At 54.4% G+C, this 16,718-nt stretch carries 15 protein-coding genes; 1 reads left to right on the top strand and 14 read right to left on the bottom strand.

Annotation, left to right across the window (positions count from 1 at the left end):
- Position 1 precedes the first annotated feature (1 nt).
- Positions 2-1,636, bottom strand: a complete 1,635-nt coding sequence (locus LIZ87_RS13885; protein ID WP_227147884.1) for a response regulator — start codon at positions 1,634-1,636, stop codon at positions 2-4.
- A gap of 454 nt (positions 1,637-2,090) precedes the next feature.
- On the opposite strand from LIZ87_RS13885, the gene LIZ87_RS13880 reads away from it, so the two are divergent.
- On the top strand, positions 2,091-3,500 hold the full coding sequence (locus LIZ87_RS13880; RefSeq protein WP_227147882.1) for an amidophosphoribosyltransferase: 1,410 nt from the start codon (positions 2,091-2,093) through the stop codon (positions 3,498-3,500).
- Between the two features lie 42 nt (positions 3,501-3,542).
- Here the strand turns inward: LIZ87_RS13880 and LIZ87_RS13875 are convergent, their stop codons facing one another.
- From LIZ87_RS13875 to cobM, 13 genes are all read right to left on the bottom strand, one after another.
- Positions 3,543-4,202, bottom strand: coding sequence for a precorrin-8X methylmutase (locus tag LIZ87_RS13875; protein WP_178313344.1), 660 nt, complete (start codon positions 4,200-4,202; stop codon positions 3,543-3,545).
- A 136-nt stretch (positions 4,203-4,338) separates the two neighbouring features.
- Positions 4,339-5,904: a cobyric acid synthase gene (locus tag LIZ87_RS13870; protein ID WP_227147881.1), complete on the bottom strand. Its 1,566-nt coding sequence runs from the start codon at positions 5,902-5,904 to the stop codon at positions 4,339-4,341.
- Positions 5,886-7,013 carry a pyridoxal phosphate-dependent aminotransferase gene (locus tag LIZ87_RS13865; protein WP_227147880.1) on the bottom strand — a complete coding sequence of 376 codons (1,128 nt, stop codon included), beginning with the start codon at positions 7,011-7,013 and terminating at the stop codon, positions 5,886-5,888. Before LIZ87_RS13865 ends, LIZ87_RS13870 begins: the two co-directional genes overlap by 19 nt.
- Positions 7,014-7,060: 47 nt before the next feature.
- A complete protein-coding gene (gene cbiB, locus LIZ87_RS13860; protein ID WP_227147879.1) occupies positions 7,061-8,047 on the bottom strand; it encodes an adenosylcobinamide-phosphate synthase CbiB in 987 nt (328 codons plus the stop codon).
- A 137-nt stretch (positions 8,048-8,184) separates the two neighbouring features.
- Positions 8,185-8,640, bottom strand: coding sequence for a bifunctional adenosylcobinamide kinase/adenosylcobinamide-phosphate guanylyltransferase (locus LIZ87_RS13855; RefSeq protein ID WP_178316058.1), 456 nt, complete (start codon positions 8,638-8,640; stop codon positions 8,185-8,187).
- Positions 8,641-8,696: 56 nt separating this feature from the next.
- Positions 8,697-9,503: an adenosylcobinamide-GDP ribazoletransferase gene (locus LIZ87_RS13850; RefSeq protein ID WP_178316057.1), complete on the bottom strand. Its 807-nt coding sequence runs from the start codon at positions 9,501-9,503 to the stop codon at positions 8,697-8,699.
- Positions 9,504-9,601: 98 nt separating this feature from the next.
- Positions 9,602-10,276: a bifunctional adenosylcobinamide kinase/adenosylcobinamide-phosphate guanylyltransferase gene (locus LIZ87_RS13845; protein ID WP_227147934.1), complete on the bottom strand. Its 675-nt coding sequence runs from the start codon at positions 10,274-10,276 to the stop codon at positions 9,602-9,604.
- A 141-nt stretch (positions 10,277-10,417) separates the two neighbouring features.
- Positions 10,418-10,570 (bottom strand): hypothetical protein, encoded by a 153-nt coding sequence (locus LIZ87_RS13840; RefSeq protein ID WP_227147878.1) that lies wholly within the window; start codon positions 10,568-10,570, stop codon positions 10,418-10,420.
- On the bottom strand, positions 10,567-11,625 hold the full coding sequence (gene cobT / locus LIZ87_RS13835) for a nicotinate-nucleotide--dimethylbenzimidazole phosphoribosyltransferase (protein WP_227147877.1): 1,059 nt from the start codon (positions 11,623-11,625) through the stop codon (positions 10,567-10,569). Before cobT ends, LIZ87_RS13840 begins: the two co-directional genes overlap by 4 nt.
- Positions 11,626-11,678: 53 nt before the next feature.
- On the bottom strand, positions 11,679-13,094 hold the full coding sequence (locus LIZ87_RS13830; RefSeq protein ID WP_178316136.1) for a cobyrinate a,c-diamide synthase: 1,416 nt from the start codon (positions 13,092-13,094) through the stop codon (positions 11,679-11,681).
- Entirely contained in the window at positions 13,079-14,368 is a 1,290-nt protein-coding gene (cbiE, locus tag LIZ87_RS22595) for a precorrin-6y C5,15-methyltransferase (decarboxylating) subunit CbiE (RefSeq protein WP_227147876.1), read from the bottom strand. The genes LIZ87_RS13830 and cbiE overlap by 16 nt, the downstream gene beginning before the upstream one ends.
- Positions 14,361-15,215, bottom strand: a complete 855-nt coding sequence (gene cobK, locus LIZ87_RS13820) for a precorrin-6A reductase (protein WP_178314329.1) — start codon at positions 15,213-15,215, stop codon at positions 14,361-14,363. Before cobK ends, cbiE begins: the two co-directional genes overlap by 8 nt.
- Complete coding sequence (cobM, locus tag LIZ87_RS13815; RefSeq protein WP_227147875.1) at positions 15,202-16,704, bottom strand: precorrin-4 C(11)-methyltransferase; 1,503 nt, start codon at positions 16,702-16,704, stop codon at positions 15,202-15,204. Before cobM ends, cobK begins: the two co-directional genes overlap by 14 nt.
- Positions 16,705-16,718: the final 14 nt, after the last annotated feature.

Raw genomic sequence — 16,718 nt, 5'->3', positions numbered from 1 at the left:
CCTACTTTGTCCCCCTGAACTTTGTGGGCGATATTCCAAACCTCTTTTTAAACACATAGCTGAAATAATTCTGCTCCTGATAGCCTACCTTGGCAGCGATAATATAGGTCTTATCATCCGTCTTATTTAACAGCTCCACTGCCTTGTTCAGGCGCACCTCTGTCAGGTAAGCGATATAGGTCTGGCCTGTCTCTTTTTTAAACATGGTGGAAAAATAGGCCGGGCTCATATGGAGATGACGGCAGATCTTTTCCACTGACAGCTCCGGATCCTGGTAATGGTCCATGATATATTCTTTGGCCTCTTTTATGACCTGCTTCATGGTGTTGTCCCGCTCCCGGTTCATGGACTGGTTCACACGCAGGGCCACACCCATGAGCCACTGAGCAAACTCCTCCCTTTTCTGGGTCCCCGGGACAAAGGACAATGGACCTTCATTCTCCCGGCCCTCCTCAAAGATCTCCTCCATATCCAGATCATACATCTGCATCATCTGGATCATGCAGTTGGTGACGCTCAGCATATAGGCCTGGCACTGCCTGTAGTGCACCTTTGCATCGCTCATCTTGTCAAGGAGCTCCTGGATCACATTCTCGATCTTCTCCCTGGGACCGAATTTGACTGCGCCCACCAGATCTGCCTCGTCCTTCCCGTCAAACTGCAGCTTTCCGCGGCCCACAGGCTCCACATCATTGATATAGATGGTGCTTCCGCTTCCCACAATGGCTTTGTAGCCCAGGGCATTCACCGCCCCCTTGTAGGAGCTGCTGATCTCAGCCAGGCACTCGCACCGGTAGCCCACGCCGATGGTGATGGGCACCTCCAGTATCTTCTTGACCTCCTTGCAGATATCGCCCAGTACGTCGATCAGCCCTGTCTGGCTGTTTTCCTCGTCAATGGCTGCGATCACTGCCAGCTCCGCCTCATAGATCCTGGGAGGATTGAAGATGGAAAAGCGGCAGTATTTCCCCAGCTTTTCCTCCACAAGCTGCATCACGGAGATGGGGATCAGATCCTTTTCTTTATGAATGGGCAGCTCTGTCTCCTCCACGCTCTCGCGCTCAATATCAATGGCCGCAGCCACCCACTTTTTCGCCCCTGCAAGGGGAATATCGTATTCTGAAAGCTTTGCCTTCAGCACGGACTCCTCCACAGGCTGGCTCACAAGATCATTTAAAAACTGCTCCCTGAGGATGGGCAGGTTCTTTTTATAGTTCTCACGCAAAAGGCTCACATCCCGCTTCTGCTCGATCTCCTGATCCAGATTCGCCTTGATGCGCCTTAGGATCGCCGTCAGCTCTTCCACATTGACAGGCTTTAAAATATACTCTGTCACATTCAGCTTGATGGCCTGCTTTGCGTATTCAAAATCATCATAGCCTGAAAAGATCACGATCTTTGCAGAGGGGGCCTTCTGGCGCACCCGCTCTGCCAGGGTGAGGCCGTCCATATAGGGCATGCGGATATCCGTCAGGATCACATCCGGCTCCAGGGCCTCGATCTTCTCCAATGCATCCTCCCCATTCTCCGCGTCCCCGACCACACAGAAGCCGGCAGAATTCCAGTCTATTTTTTTAATAATACTCTTCCTTACTTCTTCCTCATCGTCTACAAGGATGATACGGTATAAATCCATGGCCTACCTCTCTTCTAACAGTTGAACGCTGCTTGTAACTGTTCACAGCCGATATCCCGCGATGTGTTTTTTGTGAGTGAAGCGTAGCGGAAGTCACAGAAAACACGAGGGTTGCAGCGCCAAACCGCGTTTCGCGGTTTGTGTGCATCGCGGAGCGTGTTATTGTTCGCAGAACGGCTGCTTTTTAGCCGGGCTGTGAACAGTAACCGCTGCTTCCTTCTATGATACCATGTCCTGTGTTTTTTTTCAATGACGGCCCTCCTTTGAGTTTCCGCAGTTGTAACTATTCAGCTGAATCGTTACCTGCAGTCTGCGCCGCGGCTGTACTTATCATGAATTATAAGTATAAATAATACACAGACTATATTGTCCTTACCTGCTAATATATGTTATGATAGTTGTGTTTGGATTTTCTGAAAGCACTTACAGACTATATGGGAAAGAAGGATAACACATGGGCGGAATATTTGGAGTTGCATCAAAGAACAGCTGCACCCTTGATTTATTTTTTGGAGTTGACTACCACTCCCATCTCGGCACAAGAAGAGGCGGTATGGCCGTATATGGAAAAGACAATGGATTCACACGCTCCATCCACAATATTGAAAATTCACCCTTCCGTACAAAATTCGAGGGCGATTTAGACGAGCTTCAGGGAACAATGGGTATCGGGTGCATTTCCGACAATGAGCCCCAGCCCCTTTTGATCCAGTCCCATCTGGGAAGCTTTGCCATCACCACTGTCGGTAAGATCAATAACAAGGCAGAGCTCATCAAGGATGCCTATGAAAACGGGCATATCCATTTTATGGAAATGAGCCATGGGCATATCAATGCCACGGAGCTGGTGGCTGCCCTGATCAGCCAGAAGGCCTCTATCACCGAGGGACTTCTCTACGCTCAGGACAAGATCGAGGGCTCCATGACGATCCTTCTTCTGACACCGGAGGGAATCTACGCCTCCAGAGATAAATATGGAAGGACTCCTGTTGTCATCGGCAAAAAGGAGGATGCCTTCTGCGCTTCCTTTGAGAGCTTTGCCTATATCAATCTGGGCTACACAGACTACAGGGAATTAGGCCCCGGGGAGATCGTGCTCATCACACCGGAGCATGTGGAGACCTTAAGCGCTCCCAGGGAGGAGATGAAGATCTGTTCCTTCCTCTGGGTCTATTACGGATATCCCACCTCCTCCTACGAGGGAGTCAATGTAGAGGAGATGCGCTATGAATGCGGCAAGCTCTTAGCAAAGCGGGATAATGTGAAGCCGGATATGGTGGCTGGTGTTCCTGATTCCGGTATCGCCCATGCCATCGGATATGCCAACCAGTCAGGTATTCCATTTGCCCGGCCCTTTATCAAATATACTCCCACCTGGCCCCGCTCCTTTATGCCTCAGAATCAGAACCAGCGCAACCTGATCGCCCGCATGAAGCTGATCCCGGTGGATGCGCTGATACGCGGAAAAAAGCTGCTGCTCATCGACGATTCGATCGTCCGCGGCACACAGCTGGGGGAGACAACGGAATTTTTATACCAGAGCGGCGCCAAGGAGGTCCACATCCGCCCTGCCTGCCCGCCTCTGCTGTTCGGCTGCCCCTATCTGAATTTCTCCAGGTCTTCCTCTGATCTGGACATGATCACACGGCGCATTATCCGTGACCGCGAGGGTAATGAGGTGCCGGAGGAGGTGCTGGAGGATTATGCGGATCCGGACAGCCAGAATTATGCGGAAATGGTGGAGGAGATACGCAAGCGTCTGAATTTTACCAGCCTGCGTTACCACAGGCTGGATGATCTGAAGGATTCCATCCATATCTCTCCATGTAAGCTCTGTACCTATTGCTGGAATGGAAAGAAATAATTGTAACTACACAGCCGCAGGCTGAGTAGTTACAAATAATCCTTATGTTATCTGGTATAACAGGGCATTGCAGATAGCTGCTGCTACATTGCTTCCGCCCTTTCGTCCCCTGGCAACGATGTAAGGGACATCCTTTAAGGTCAGGATCAGCTCCTTTGACTGGACAACATTGACAAAGCCCACCGGTGCTCCGATGATGAGCGCCGGTTTTATTTTGTCCTCTTTTATCAGCTCATAGAGACGGATAAGGGCGGTGGGGGCATTTCCAATGGCAAAGATCATGGGAGGGCGGACCGGGGCTCCGGCCCAAAGCCCGGCCGCCTTGTCCATACTGGCAACGGCCCTGGTGGTTCCCTGCCTGCGGGCAGCTGCCGCCACATCCTCGTCCGCCATGAAGCACCTTGCTTCCCCTCCCAGCCGGGAAAGCGTTTTTTTATTGATCCCGGACCAGGCCATGTTGGTATCCGTGATGATCCACGCCCCCTGCTTCAGGGCCTCCAGGCCTTTTTTTACTGCATGTTCTGAGAATACAAGGTTATCTGCGTAGTCGAAATCCGCAGTGGTATGGATGGCCCGTTTGATCACCAGAGCATTCTCCGGCTCCAGTGTTTTTCCCATGTCCGCAAGCTCTTCTCCGATCAGTTCAAAGCTGCGGCGTTCAATATCAGCAGGAAGAACCTGCTCCAAATGGATCTCTGTCATCGGATGTTCTCCTTTTCTTCCAAAATCTACATGCGTCCAGCAGCGGACGCACTGCCACATCATAAAAGCCTGGCGGGCGCATTTGACATACCTGAATACATGCCGCCTATCCGGCGGCAGGACTTACATAGTAAATCTACATGCGGAGTCCCATTATATGGTAGATCTTCTCCATATCCAGGCTGCTCCTCAGGCAATCTGCCAGCTTATCATACTGCTCTTCACGGTAAGTGCGGTAGTCCACTGTCCGGATCTCCTCCGGCGCAAGACCCTTTTTGGCTGCCAGGGCTTTTACGATGGTCTCTGCGATCCCCGGCCCGTCAAATACGCCGTGGACATAGGTTCCGTACAGGTTCCCGCGGTTCCAGCCATCCTCCTTTGCATGGTGCTCCCCCAATGCCATCAGATAGGACATGGGGCGGCAGATCTCCGGCTCCTGTCTCCAGGATACCAGCTTTGCCGTATCCATGGGGCCATTTTCACGATTGATAAAGGTCCTGCCCATGTGGATCTCATAGCCTGCCAGCGCTTTGCCGGAAAGCTCTGACAGACAGCCGTCCAGCTCTCCGAAGGCTCCCTCTGACTGCGTACGTACCTTTTCCTCCTCAAAGCAGGTGCATAGAGGGAGAAGGCCCATTCCCTCTGCCCTTTGCACCTCTTTCGACTCCACCTGGGCCTCATCGATGAGAAGCTCTCCCATCATCTGGTATCCCCCGCAGATGCCCCATACGGGAACCTGCCTGTCAGCCAGCTTAAGGACCCCGGCCTCGATGCCTGACTGGCGCATCCACAGGAGATCTGCGATGGTACTCTTTGTTCCCGGAAGGATGACCATGTCCGGGCTTCCCAGCTCCCTTTCCTTTGTGACATAGCGGACAGTCACCCCATCGAGCCTGGCAAATACATCAAAGTCCGTAAAATTGGAAATACGCGGAAAGCGGATCACTGCAATGTCGATCCGTCCTGGCCTGTCCTCCAAAAGCTTTCCGCTTAAGCTGTCCTCATCCTCAATATCCACGTCCATATAAGGCACAACTCCCAGAACAGGGACGGAGCAGAGCTCCTCCAGCTGCTTAAGCCCCGGCCGCAGGATCTCCGTATCTCCCCGGAATTTATTGATGATCAGCCCCTTGATGCGCGCCCGCTCCTCTTTCTCCAAAAGGGCCACGGTACCGTAGAGCTGGGCAAATACGCCTCCCCGGTCAATGTCCCCCGCCAGAAGGACAGGCGCATCTGTCAGGGCCGCCAGGCCCATATTGACAATGTCCCCGGACTTTAAATTGATCTCCGCCGGGCTTCCTGCGCCCTCTATGACAATGATGTCGTTGGCCGCAAAAAGGCGGTTGTAGGCTGCCATGATCTCAGGCACCAGCTGCTTTTTATAGGCAAAATAATCCTTTGCCCTCATATTTCCCCTGGAAATGCCTCCCACAATCACCTGGGAACCCACATCTGTGGTCGGCTTCAACAATATCGGATTCATATCCACCGATGGAAGGATGCCTGCCGCCTCTGCCTGCACAGCCTGGGCTCGCCCCATCTCCAGGCCCTCTGTAGTGATGAAGGAATTGAGGGCCATATTCTGTGATTTGAAGGGAGCCGTGCGGTAGCCGTCCTGTGAAAAGATGCGGCACAGGCCTGCTGCGATCAGGCTTTTTCCTGCATTTGACATGGTCCCCTGTATCATGATCGGTTTTGCCATATGTTCCTCCTGTTCTCCTCCTGCAGTACCTCCCGCAGGATCGTGATAAAGCGCCTGTTTTCTTCCCTGGTCTTTACGCAGATGCGGTAATAGGTATTGTCAAGCCCCGGATAATTTTCACAGCTGCGGATAAGGATGCCTCTTGAGAGGAGATCCCTGTAAAGTCCGCCTTTGGGGCAGGGCTTTAATGGCCGCATATCCCGGAAGAACAGGTAATTTGCCTGGGACGGATATACCAGAAAGCCCATCTCCTTCAGCTGTCCCGCCAGCCATATCCGCTCTTTGGACACCAGCCTTTTTGTCTCCTTTACGTATTCCACCTCGTGAAGAGCAGACAGACCAGCACTCTGGGCCAAGCCTGATACGGACCAGGGCTGGCGCACTCCGGAAAGCCGCTCCAGCAGAGACTGATCTGAACAGAGGGCATAGCCCAGACGCAGGCCCGCCATGGCATAGATCTTGGTAAATGCTTTCAGAATGATGAGATTCGGGAAATCTTCCAGGGCGGAGACCACAGAGCAGCGCTCCTCCTCTTCCAAAAAATCGCAGAAGCATTCATCCACTACAAGGAGCGTACCAAAAGCATGGCATACCTCTGCAAGCGTCCGCACCTCTTTTCCATCTGTCGGTATTCCTGTGGGATTGTTGGGATTGCAGAGGAATACCATATCATAAGGCGTTCCCTTTCGGACAGCTTCTCTTATGGTATTGGAAAATTCTTCCAAATTCATTTGAAATCCCTGCTCTTCTTTTAAAAAGAACAGGTCCACCTGACTTCCGGCTGCTTTCAGAGCCTGGCTGTATTCCGAAAAGGTGGGCGCCTCCACCAGCCCATGCATTGGCCTGCAGGCAGTTGTGAGTGCAAATATGAGGTCAGCTGCCCCATTCCCGCAGACGATCCAGTCCTGAGGTATCTGGTGAAAGGCGCCAAGGGCCTGCCGGAGCTGGCTGCAGCTGCTGTCTGGGTAAACACTGCACACAGACTGCTCCTCTATGCTGGCAAGAAGCGCTCTCTTCACTCCTGCCGGAAGCCCCAGGGGGCTTAAATTAGCAGAATAGTCCATATCTACTTTTTGGCTGTAAATGTCGCCTCCGTGCTGGTATTCCATGTGTGTTTTCCTTTCCGCTGTATTTGTATTCATTATGCATTTCCGTTTTAAGCCAGAAGCAGCAGGCAGGCAATCAGGAGCATGAGCATTGCCTGGGCTAAGAACATCAGGCAGTTGGCACGCCGGATATCCTCCGGCTCTACAGGCCTGATGTCATCTCCTATAAAGGGCTTTTTGTGCAGCTCTCCAAAATACCAGGCATCTCCTGCTAACCGAAGACCCAGGGCCCCGGCGCAGGCCGCCTCCCCGTGGGCAGAATTGGGGCTTTTGTGGTTTCTTCTGTCCCTTAAAAAGATGGTCCAGGCTCTTCTCCCGTCTGCCCAAGGAGCGATCCAGGCTGCCAGCACCAAAAGGAGGCCTGTGAGCCTGGCCGGGATCAGATTCACGGCATCATCCAGCTTTGCTGCCGCCCAGCCCAATTCCCTGTATTTTTCGTTCGTATATCCCACCATGGAATCCATGGTATTCACTGCCTTGTAAATACAGCCGCCCACAGGGCCAAAGAGGGCCATATAGAAAAATGGGGCGATCACTCCGTCTGAAGCATTTTCCGCCACAGTCTCCACTGCCGCTCTGGCAACTCCTGCCTCATCCAGCACAGCAGTATCTCTGCCAACGATCATGGAGACTGCCCTTCTGGCCTCCGCCAGGCCTTCATTTTTCAGGCTTCTCAAAACTTTCATGCTCTCAGCACAGAGATCCTTTGCCGCCAGAAGCTGATAGCACACAAAGGTCTCTGCCAGAAACAGGAGCTTTCCCGGACTTCCTCCCTCCAGACAGCGAATGCCTTTAAAGAGCAAAAATGGAATGACTGTCCAGACCAGGCACATGGTAAGCACCAGAATACAGCCGCCCAGGCGTTCCCTCCCCTTAAGCCTTGTGCGCACCACGCCTTCCAGGTATGCGATCATGGAGCCCATCAGGCGGACAGGATGGGGAAAATGGCGCGGATCCCCCAATATCCAGTCTGCAATACAGCCAGCCAAAAGGGCCCATCCATGAAATTTCCACATTTCCAGCAACGTTTCTCTCATCTGCCTCCTGATTCCTTCCTTAATTGATACCTGCACGAACGGCTGATCCTCTTGCACGGCCTGCAGCCATGCAAGAGGCATCGGATGTCCATCTGATCGGAAATCCGGTGCATTTCCCGCCGTTCTGAACCCTTATCTCACTTTATCCTCTGTCCTATGCCGCAGCAGACCCGCCAGACTTCCTCTGCCTCTTTTGCTAAGATACAGCAGAGCCGCCCTGTCATCTCCCGGTAAAGGCGCTCCTGCTTCTCTATAGGAACGATCCCATAACCGATCTCATCCGTCACAATGATCCTGTCTCTCTTGCCTTCCAGAAGCGCTGATGCCAGCCGGCCAGGAAGCTCCTCCCATGATATGGGGCCGCCTCCCATTTCTGCCGCCAAAAGCCAGCCCTCTGGCGCCTCAAGCGTCCTGTCCCCCTCTATAAAACGCTTTACCAAACAGTGAAGTCCAAAAATATAAGCGCTTTTCATCAATACATCCCAACTGTCCTTCTCTCCGTCTGCCCACTGGATGAACGTCTGCTCCCGGCAAAGCTGATTCCGGACAAATCCGCGCTTTCCCTGGGCCCTGCCGCCGATCACCAAAATCATCCTATTTTTTCCTCCTCACACCGGAAGCCGCCGGGCCTCCGTCATACGCTGTTATTTCACCACATTTTCAGATACACCACTGCCGCTCCCATGGAAGCCAGTTCGCAGACCTGGAGGAACCATCCGGCCAGATCCCCGGTAATGCCGCCGAAATCCCTGTCTGACATCCTGCGGTAATAAACAAATACTGCCAGCTGGACTGCTGCCGTCAGGCATACGAGTCCTGCGCCCTTTCCTTTCAGGAATGCAAAGGCGGCTGCCGCCAGAACGAGCAGCCACAGAATGAGCACCTGGCTGCCCTTTTTCTTCTCCGCAGCCTGGGCAAAGGAGGCGGCAAGGCCGTCCTTTTTTGCAGAGGGAAAGGTCAGCACGGACAATCCGCTGAAAGCCCGTTCCATGGTAAAGAGCCACATAGGGAACACATAAGCTGCCATGTCCTCCCGGCCCCTGACGGCAACCATGCTTACATACTCCCAGAGCACGCCTGCATAGAGCAGGGCATAGGCCACAGCAGAGATCACGGCAAAGGCTCCCACATGAGGATCCTTCAGGATCTCCAGCTTTTTCGCCCTGTCGCCATAGGAATGGATGGCATCCATGGTATCCAGAAACCCATCCAGATGGATGCCGCCTGTGACAAGCACCGGGACAGCGGCCCCCACCAATGATGTCATCCCCACGGAAAAGCCCATCACCTCCAGGGCAATATAAAACCAGCCTCCCAGGCACAGCCCCTCTAACAGGCCTACGATCGGAAAGAAGCACATGATATGCCGCATGCGCTCCGGTGTCCAGTCCACCTGAGGCATAGGGATCTTTGAATACATCGATATCGCAATAATACAGGAATAGATCACATTCATATGAGTTCTCCCGGATGTCCTTCCTTTTCTTTTTTCATAGCTGCGAGCACTTAGAGCTTGTCTTTTCGAGCGTTACTATTTTTCATAGCTACGAGTACTTAAAGCCTGTCTTCTAGGCTTTTACGTGCGATGCATGAAAAATCGTTCGCGAGGTCTTTTCGAGCATTACTATTTTTCAGGACCACCGGGATCCCGTACACAACCTCCACTACTCTGTCCGCCATCCTGGCCAGTCTCTGATTGAGAAGCCCCATAAGCCGGATATATTCCATTGTGGATGGATCGTAGGCAGTCCCGTCTGCTCCCACCTCATTGGTTACGATCACCATATGATCGGCCTGGCGGGAAAGGCGGCAGATCCCGCCGAAAATGCGGTCCGCTAACTGGTCTGCCTGCGGCGGGCTGATATCCTTCTCCTGGCTTTCCTGTTCTGCCCGGTTGATTTGCAGCTCCTGTCCGCCCTGCCCTGCTTCCTCAGTCTCTCCTCCGCCAAACATCTCATTGGCAGCCAGATTTGACACGCATTCCAGCAGGACTGCCCTTTCTCCTGTGCCATGCAGCTCAAGGCCTCCCATGTTCCGCTGCCGCTCCAGTGTGACAAAGCCCTTTCCCCGGCGCAGCCTTTTGTGGCGTAGGACCTTCTCCCGCCCTTCCTCTCCGAAAACCTCCATTGTAGCAACATAAAAGCGCCTGCAATCCCCAAATCTCATCACAAGCTGCTCTGCATATTCTGATTTTCCGCTTCCGCTTCCGCCTGTCACAAGTACGATCATTACATTTCTCCATCCAACCATCCGCAATCCGGCCTCGCGGCCTGCTTCCTCATACCGGCTTGGTTGTCAAATGTCTGTACGTCCTTGCGTGCGAGCACGCAGTCCGTACAGCCGCTTGACAACACTCTCTTAACTTGAAAGTCAGCTGCTCCGCGCTTTGCGCTCCCGCAGCTGCCGCCGGTATTCGCAATCCGGCCTGGCGGCCTGCTTCCTCATACCGGCTTGGTTGTCAAATGTCTGTACGTCCCTGCGTGCGAGCACGCAGTCCGTACAGCCGCTTGACAACACTTTCATATTAAATGCTGGTACTGCTCTACCTTGATATCTTCAAAGCTGCCCATATCATGGTAGATCACAGCCGCCATGTCAAGGAGCGGAAAAATGGCGGCTGCACCTGTGCCCTCTCCCAGACACATACCTGCCCGGATCGCCGGCTGAAGTTCCAATGCCTCCAGCACCATGGCGCCTGCCGGTTCTGCGGAAACGTGGGAGGCAATGAGATAGTCCTTTGTATTCGGGCAGATCGTGACTGCTGCCAGAGCTGCCGCTCCGGTGATGAGCCCATCCAGCACCACCGGGAGCTTCCTTGCGCTGCAGCCTATGTAGAATCCAGTCAGTGCCGCCAGATCAAAGCCTCCCACCTTTGACAGCACATCGATAGCGTCAGAAGCGTCCGGCCTGTGAAGACTTATACCCTGCTTGATGACCTCCACCTTCCTTCTGTAGCCCTCCAGCGAGAGCCCGGCTCCGCGGCCTGTCACCTCTTCCGGCTCCTTTCCCAGCAGGACGGAGATCACTGCGCTGGCTGTTGTGGTATTTCCAATGCCCATCTCACCTGTGCCCGCCAGACGGCAGCCCTTTTCCTTTAACATGCTCGCCACTTCTATCCCCGTCTGAAGCGCCTCTATGGCCTGGCTGCGGCTCATGGCAGGACCCTTTAGAAAATTTCCGGTTCCGTAGGCAGTCTTTCTTTGAAGGAGACCAGGTACATGGATATCACCTGCGATCCCCACATCCACCGGAAATACGTTTGCCCCGGCGCAGGCCGCCATACGGCACACGCAGGAGGTTCCCTTTGCCATATTTTCTGCCACGATCCCTGTTACGGACTGGCCCGTCTGGGTCACTCCCTCTTCCACGATCCCGTTGTCGCTGCACATAACAGCGATCCACTTCTCCTCCAGGGAAACAGCCGGATCCCCCTGCGCCCCTGCAATGCGCACAATATCCTCCTCCAGCACGCCTAAGCTGTTAAGGGGCTTTGCGACCTTATCCCACCGCGCTCTCGCCAGTGCTTTGGCAGACTTGTCCGCCTCCTCTGTCTGTCTGACCGCCTCTTCCAATGTCATTTTCTTCTGTCCTCCTTCTATGTCCTGCCAAATCGTTACTGTTCACAGCACGTCTAAAAAGCAGCCGTTCTGCGAACAGTAACGCCAAATCTCCTGCACGCCCTGGAAAACCGCTCCACAAAAGCGGGGGCCGACGGATAGTAGAGATGCGGAAAGCCTGCCATCACCTGTCCGCAGACGCGCATACAGGGCCAGGTTCTTTTTCCCACAGGCTTTACCGCCCTCATCTGCCAGGAGCTGTCCGCTGTCCGGCAGTCCCAGTAATGAAACTCGTGGCCTTTTATCTCCTCTCCGCGCAGCAGGTAGGGCGTATCCTGCTCTGCTGCCAGGGCAACATATCCAAAACGGCTGTTTTTTCCCTTTCTGCAGCCTTTCCCCTCAAAAATCCCTGTCATGGGATAAAACACTCCATCCAGCCCCTCCAGCTCCTCCAGCAGATACAGGTATCCGCCGCACTCTGCCAGGATGGGCATTCCCTGTGCGGCCGCCAGGGCAACCGCCTGCCGCATGGCTGTATTTTCAGACAGCTCCGCAGCATAATTTTCCGGGTATCCGCCGCCGATGAGGAGCCCATCCAATCCCTCCGGCAGCTTGTCCTCGTGAAGAGGGCTGAAATAGACGATTTCGGCCCCAACAGCCTCCATTTCCTCTAAATTATCCCTGTAATAAAAGCAAAAAGCCTCATCCCAGGCCACTCCCAAGCGGAAGCGCCCTCTCTTGGCAGCATAAAGGCTGCTTTCAGAGACCGAATGCGAAACATCTTCCCCAAAGCTCAGGCTCGGACCGGAAAGGCTTTCCAGGATCTCCCAATCCAATGTTTCCTCCAGACAATCCCCCAGCTGCTCCATCTGCATTTTCAGCCCTTCCACTTCATCGGGAAGGATGAGCCCCAGGTGCCTGCTTCCCACCTTGAGGAAATCCAGCTCCGGCACATAGCCTGCCGCCAAAATCCCCAGCTCGCCCTCTGTTATTTCCTTCATTCTTGGATACATTCCTGCTGACATGCGGTTAAATATCACTGCGGCAATGTGACGCTCCCCCCGGCCCAGCTTTGCCTCATAATCCAGAAAGCCCTTGATCTGCGCTACAAGGGACAGGCTGGCTCCTTTTGCATCCAGTACCAGGACCACAGGAATACGAAGGATATCTGCTATCTCCCAGGAGCTGGCGTCCGGAAGGGTGCCTCCCAGGCCGTCAAAATATCCCATGACGCCCTCTGCCACCACAAAATGCTCTGCCTCCGCCCTCCTGTATTTCCTCCGCAAATGCTCCTCTGTCTCAAAAAAGCTGTCCAGGTTTCCGCCTTCTACCTGGAGCACCTGCCGGTGAAAGAGGCCGTCTATATAATCAGGCCCGCATTTAAAGGCCCAGGGCCTTTTGCCCCTTCTCTTTAAGACCTCCAGGATCCCGCAGGTCACCATGGTCTTTCCGCTGCCGCTTTTGGGGGCTGCGATCAGAAAGCCTGCCATTCAATATCCTCCTCCTCACCGGAAGGGTACTGCATCACCGCCACATAGACCGGATTCTGAGCCTTTGTCATATGATAGCCTCCCACCAGCTCCACAGGCGCAGCCGAGACCTGCACCATCTGTGTGTCCTGAAAGCCGTATTCCTTCATGCAGTCCAGGATCTCCGCCACAGTCTCCAAGGTGATGGCATTTGCCACAATGCGCACCTTCGGATTTGCCTTTAACAGCCAGCCCAGGATCTCCTTCATCCTGCGCCCGCTTCCGCCGATAAATGCATGAGTAGGCGACTTAAGCCCCTCCAGGGCCTCCGGGGCTTCTCCCTCCACAATGTGAAAGCCTGACCAGCTTCCGTGGAATTTCCTGCTGTTGGCCTCTATGAGCTCCAGGGCATCCTGCTTCTTTTCAATGGCATACACCTGTCCTCCCTTACACCTGCGCCTGACCTCCAGGCCCATTTCCACGGCAACGGAGCCAGTGCCTGCACCGATGTCATAGCAGACAGCATTGTCCCCTATGCGCAGCAGCTCTATGGAAAGCCTGCGCACGGTCTCCTTTGTCATGGGGACCTGGCCCCGGATAAATTCCTCGTCGCGGATTCCGGCCGCCGGGTACAGATTTCCCTCCTCCGCCTGGGAATTCTCCACAAGGACACAGGCAAGGCCTCCGAAGGGATCATGTTCATCCTCCATGATCATCTCCGCAGGAGTCAGATCCCAGGTGATGCGCTCATCATCATAGGAAAAGTTCTCCCCAGCACAGATGGAAACATTTCCCAGCCCATTGCTCACAAGCTCCCGGCACAGCTCCGGCACACTGCCCGGCCCTCCCAGCAGGAGGAAGCAGGTCCTGTACCTCCTGATGTTGGCGACTGCGTCCAGCTCCCTTCCGTGGCTGCTGACTGCCCGCACATCCTGCCAGCTCCTTCCCAGCCTGGCGCAGAAATAGGACAAGCTGGAGATCCCTGGGATATATTCCACATCCCAGCCTTCCCGCTCAAAGGCCTTTGAGGCTGCCTCGGCACCGCTGTAAAAGCCGGTATCCCCTGAGAGCACCAGGGCTGCCTCCTCCCACGAAAAGGAAGAAAGCCACTGGACCATATCACTGGGACGGTAGGCAGAGAGCACCGGCTTTCCATCGGTAAACCCTCTGACGCTGTCTAACATCCTGTCTGCGCCCATCACAGCTTGAGCCGCCTCCAGACAGTCCATTGCCTGACCTGTCAGCTGCTCCTCTCCTCCCATGCCAATGCCGATGAGATAAATGATCTTATTCACAGCCCATCCACTCCTTTACCTTATTTTTCACTTCCTCCAGAGAAATGCCCCTGTCCTCAGGGCGCAGGATCACCACGGCTGTGGCGCCTGCCAGAGCGGCAGCCTGGAGCTTTTCCCCAAAGCCGCCTGCATTTCCTCCATCCTTTGTCACAAGATAGCGGCAGTTATATTCCTTCAGCAGCGCCAGGTTCATTTCCGTGGAAAACGGTCCCTGCATCCCTATGATATGCTGTCCCTCCAGCCCCAATTCACGGCATAGGCGGATAGAGTCCTCCACAGGCAGCACCCTTGCATAGATCCGCCTCCTGTAATCCCGAAGCCCTGTAAAGCTGTGAAGCTCCTTGCTGCCTGTTGTCACCAGAACATTCCCGCGGACAGTGGACAGCCAGGATACCGCCTCCTCCATGTGGGAGAAATACATCATCTCCGGCCCTTCCCCGTCCTTCTCCACCTTTGAGGCCTCCCGAAGGCAGCGTATCATCTCAATGCCCTGGGCCCTGCAGGCCTCACGGATGTTGGCGCTCACCAAAACCGCGTACGGGTGGGTGGCATCGATCACCAGGGAAGGCTTCTGGGCTGCCAGCATATTCTCCATCTCATCCCTGTCAAGGCGCCCCCAGCCCACCTGAAAACCCAGGGTTCCATCCCGCAGCGAATCCGGCCCCTGACCGCTTCCGCCTCTGTTTTTCTTCCAATGCTTGTCCTTCAGCTCCTGGAGCAGCAGCTCCCCTCCATACTCGGTAGCTGCCCATACAAAGCCCCTTATGCCCATCTCATAGAGCCAGCCCGCCAAAAGCCGTCCCTCTGTGGTCCCTGCAAATAATGCGATCTTTTTATCTCTTCTCATATCTGTAGCCTCTGGGTGTTACCATACAGTTTCCTATCTGCTTTGTTTTCGAATTTCCAATATAGACTGTGGTGAACATATCTGCCGGGAAATGAAGGATCTCCCCCAGCGTCATCACCCTGCACTCCTCGCCGTCCCGCCCGATCTTAGAGGCCAGGCCGCAGACTGTGTCCTCGCCCCTGTATTTTAAGATCCTCTCGCAGGCCTGGCGGAAATAGTCCGGCCTTCCCTTGCTGGCAGGGTTGTAGATGCATATGACAAAGTCAGCCGCAGCGGCGTGTTCAATGCGCTCCCATATGGTCTCTAAGGGCGTCAGCCTGTCGCTTAAGCTGACAACGGCAAAATCATGCATCAGCGGTGCTCCCAGGATGGCTGCTCCTGCGCAGGCAGCTGTGATCCCCGGTATGATCCTTACAGGAACCTCCGGATATTCCACAGCCAGCTCAAGTATCAGCCCTGCCATGCCGTACACTCCGGCATCGCCGCTGCAGATCATGGATGTCTCCTTCCCCTCTGCACAGCACTTAAGAGCCAGACGGCAGCGCTCCTCCTCCCGCGTCATGGCAGTAGTGATGTACTCCTTGTCCGGGAAATAGGGCTTTACCAGCTCTATATACACCGTATAGCCTGCAATGACCTGGCTTTTTGCCAATGCCTCCTGAGCCTGCACCGTCATCTGCTCCGGCTTTCCCGGACCCATGCCGATCACATAGAGTGTGCCGGGTTCCTTTGTCTCTGTCTTCTCCCTGCAGCCGGTGGTGAAACCGGGATCGTAGAGCTTTGAGCGCTCATATCCTGTCTGTGCAACGGAATCCCCCACCACGATCAGGGCTGTTTTGGATATTCCCTCTGCTCTCGCTGCCTCTGCCAGAGTGCCTACGGTGCAGCGCACCACCTTCTCCTCCGGCCATGTGGCCTTGTAGACAATGGCTGCCGGGGTATCCTCCCTGTATCCCCCTGCCTTCAGCTCTCTGCTAAGTCCTTCCAGCATTCCGGCGCTTAAGAATACCACCATGGAAGCCCCATGAGCCGCAAAGCTGCGTATGCTCTCCCTTTCAGGCACAGGCGTCCTTCCCGCCATCCTTGTGATGACAACGCTCTGGGAAATGCCCGGAAGGGTATATTCCATTCCCAGGGCTGCCGCTGCGCCGCAGAAGGAGCTCACCCCCGGACAGATGTCATAGGAGATCCCTTTTTCGGCCATCCGGTCCATCTGTTCCCGGATAGCGCCGTATACACAGGGATCTCCCGTATGGAGGCGTACAGTCTCTTTTCCTTCTGCCTCCGCCCTTTCTACCACTTCCATGACCTCCTCCAGCGTCATGGAGGCGCTGTCAAAAAGATCTGCCTCCTTTTTTGTATACTGGAGCAGCTCCTTATTTACCAGGGAGCCTGCATAAATGACCACATCTGCCTGTTCCAAAAGCTTTTTTCCCCTGACAGTGATCAGATCCACTGCCCCTGGGCCTGCGCCTACTATGTGTACCATTGTCTTTCCTTTCT

The sequence above is a fragment of the Lacrimispora sp. 210928-DFI.3.58 genome (genome assembly GCF_020554865.1).
Taxonomy (GTDB): domain Bacteria; phylum Bacillota; class Clostridia; order Lachnospirales; family Lachnospiraceae; genus Enterocloster.
Note: the sequence above shows the minus strand (reverse complement) of the source record. Positions and strands in the feature narration are given on the sequence as shown.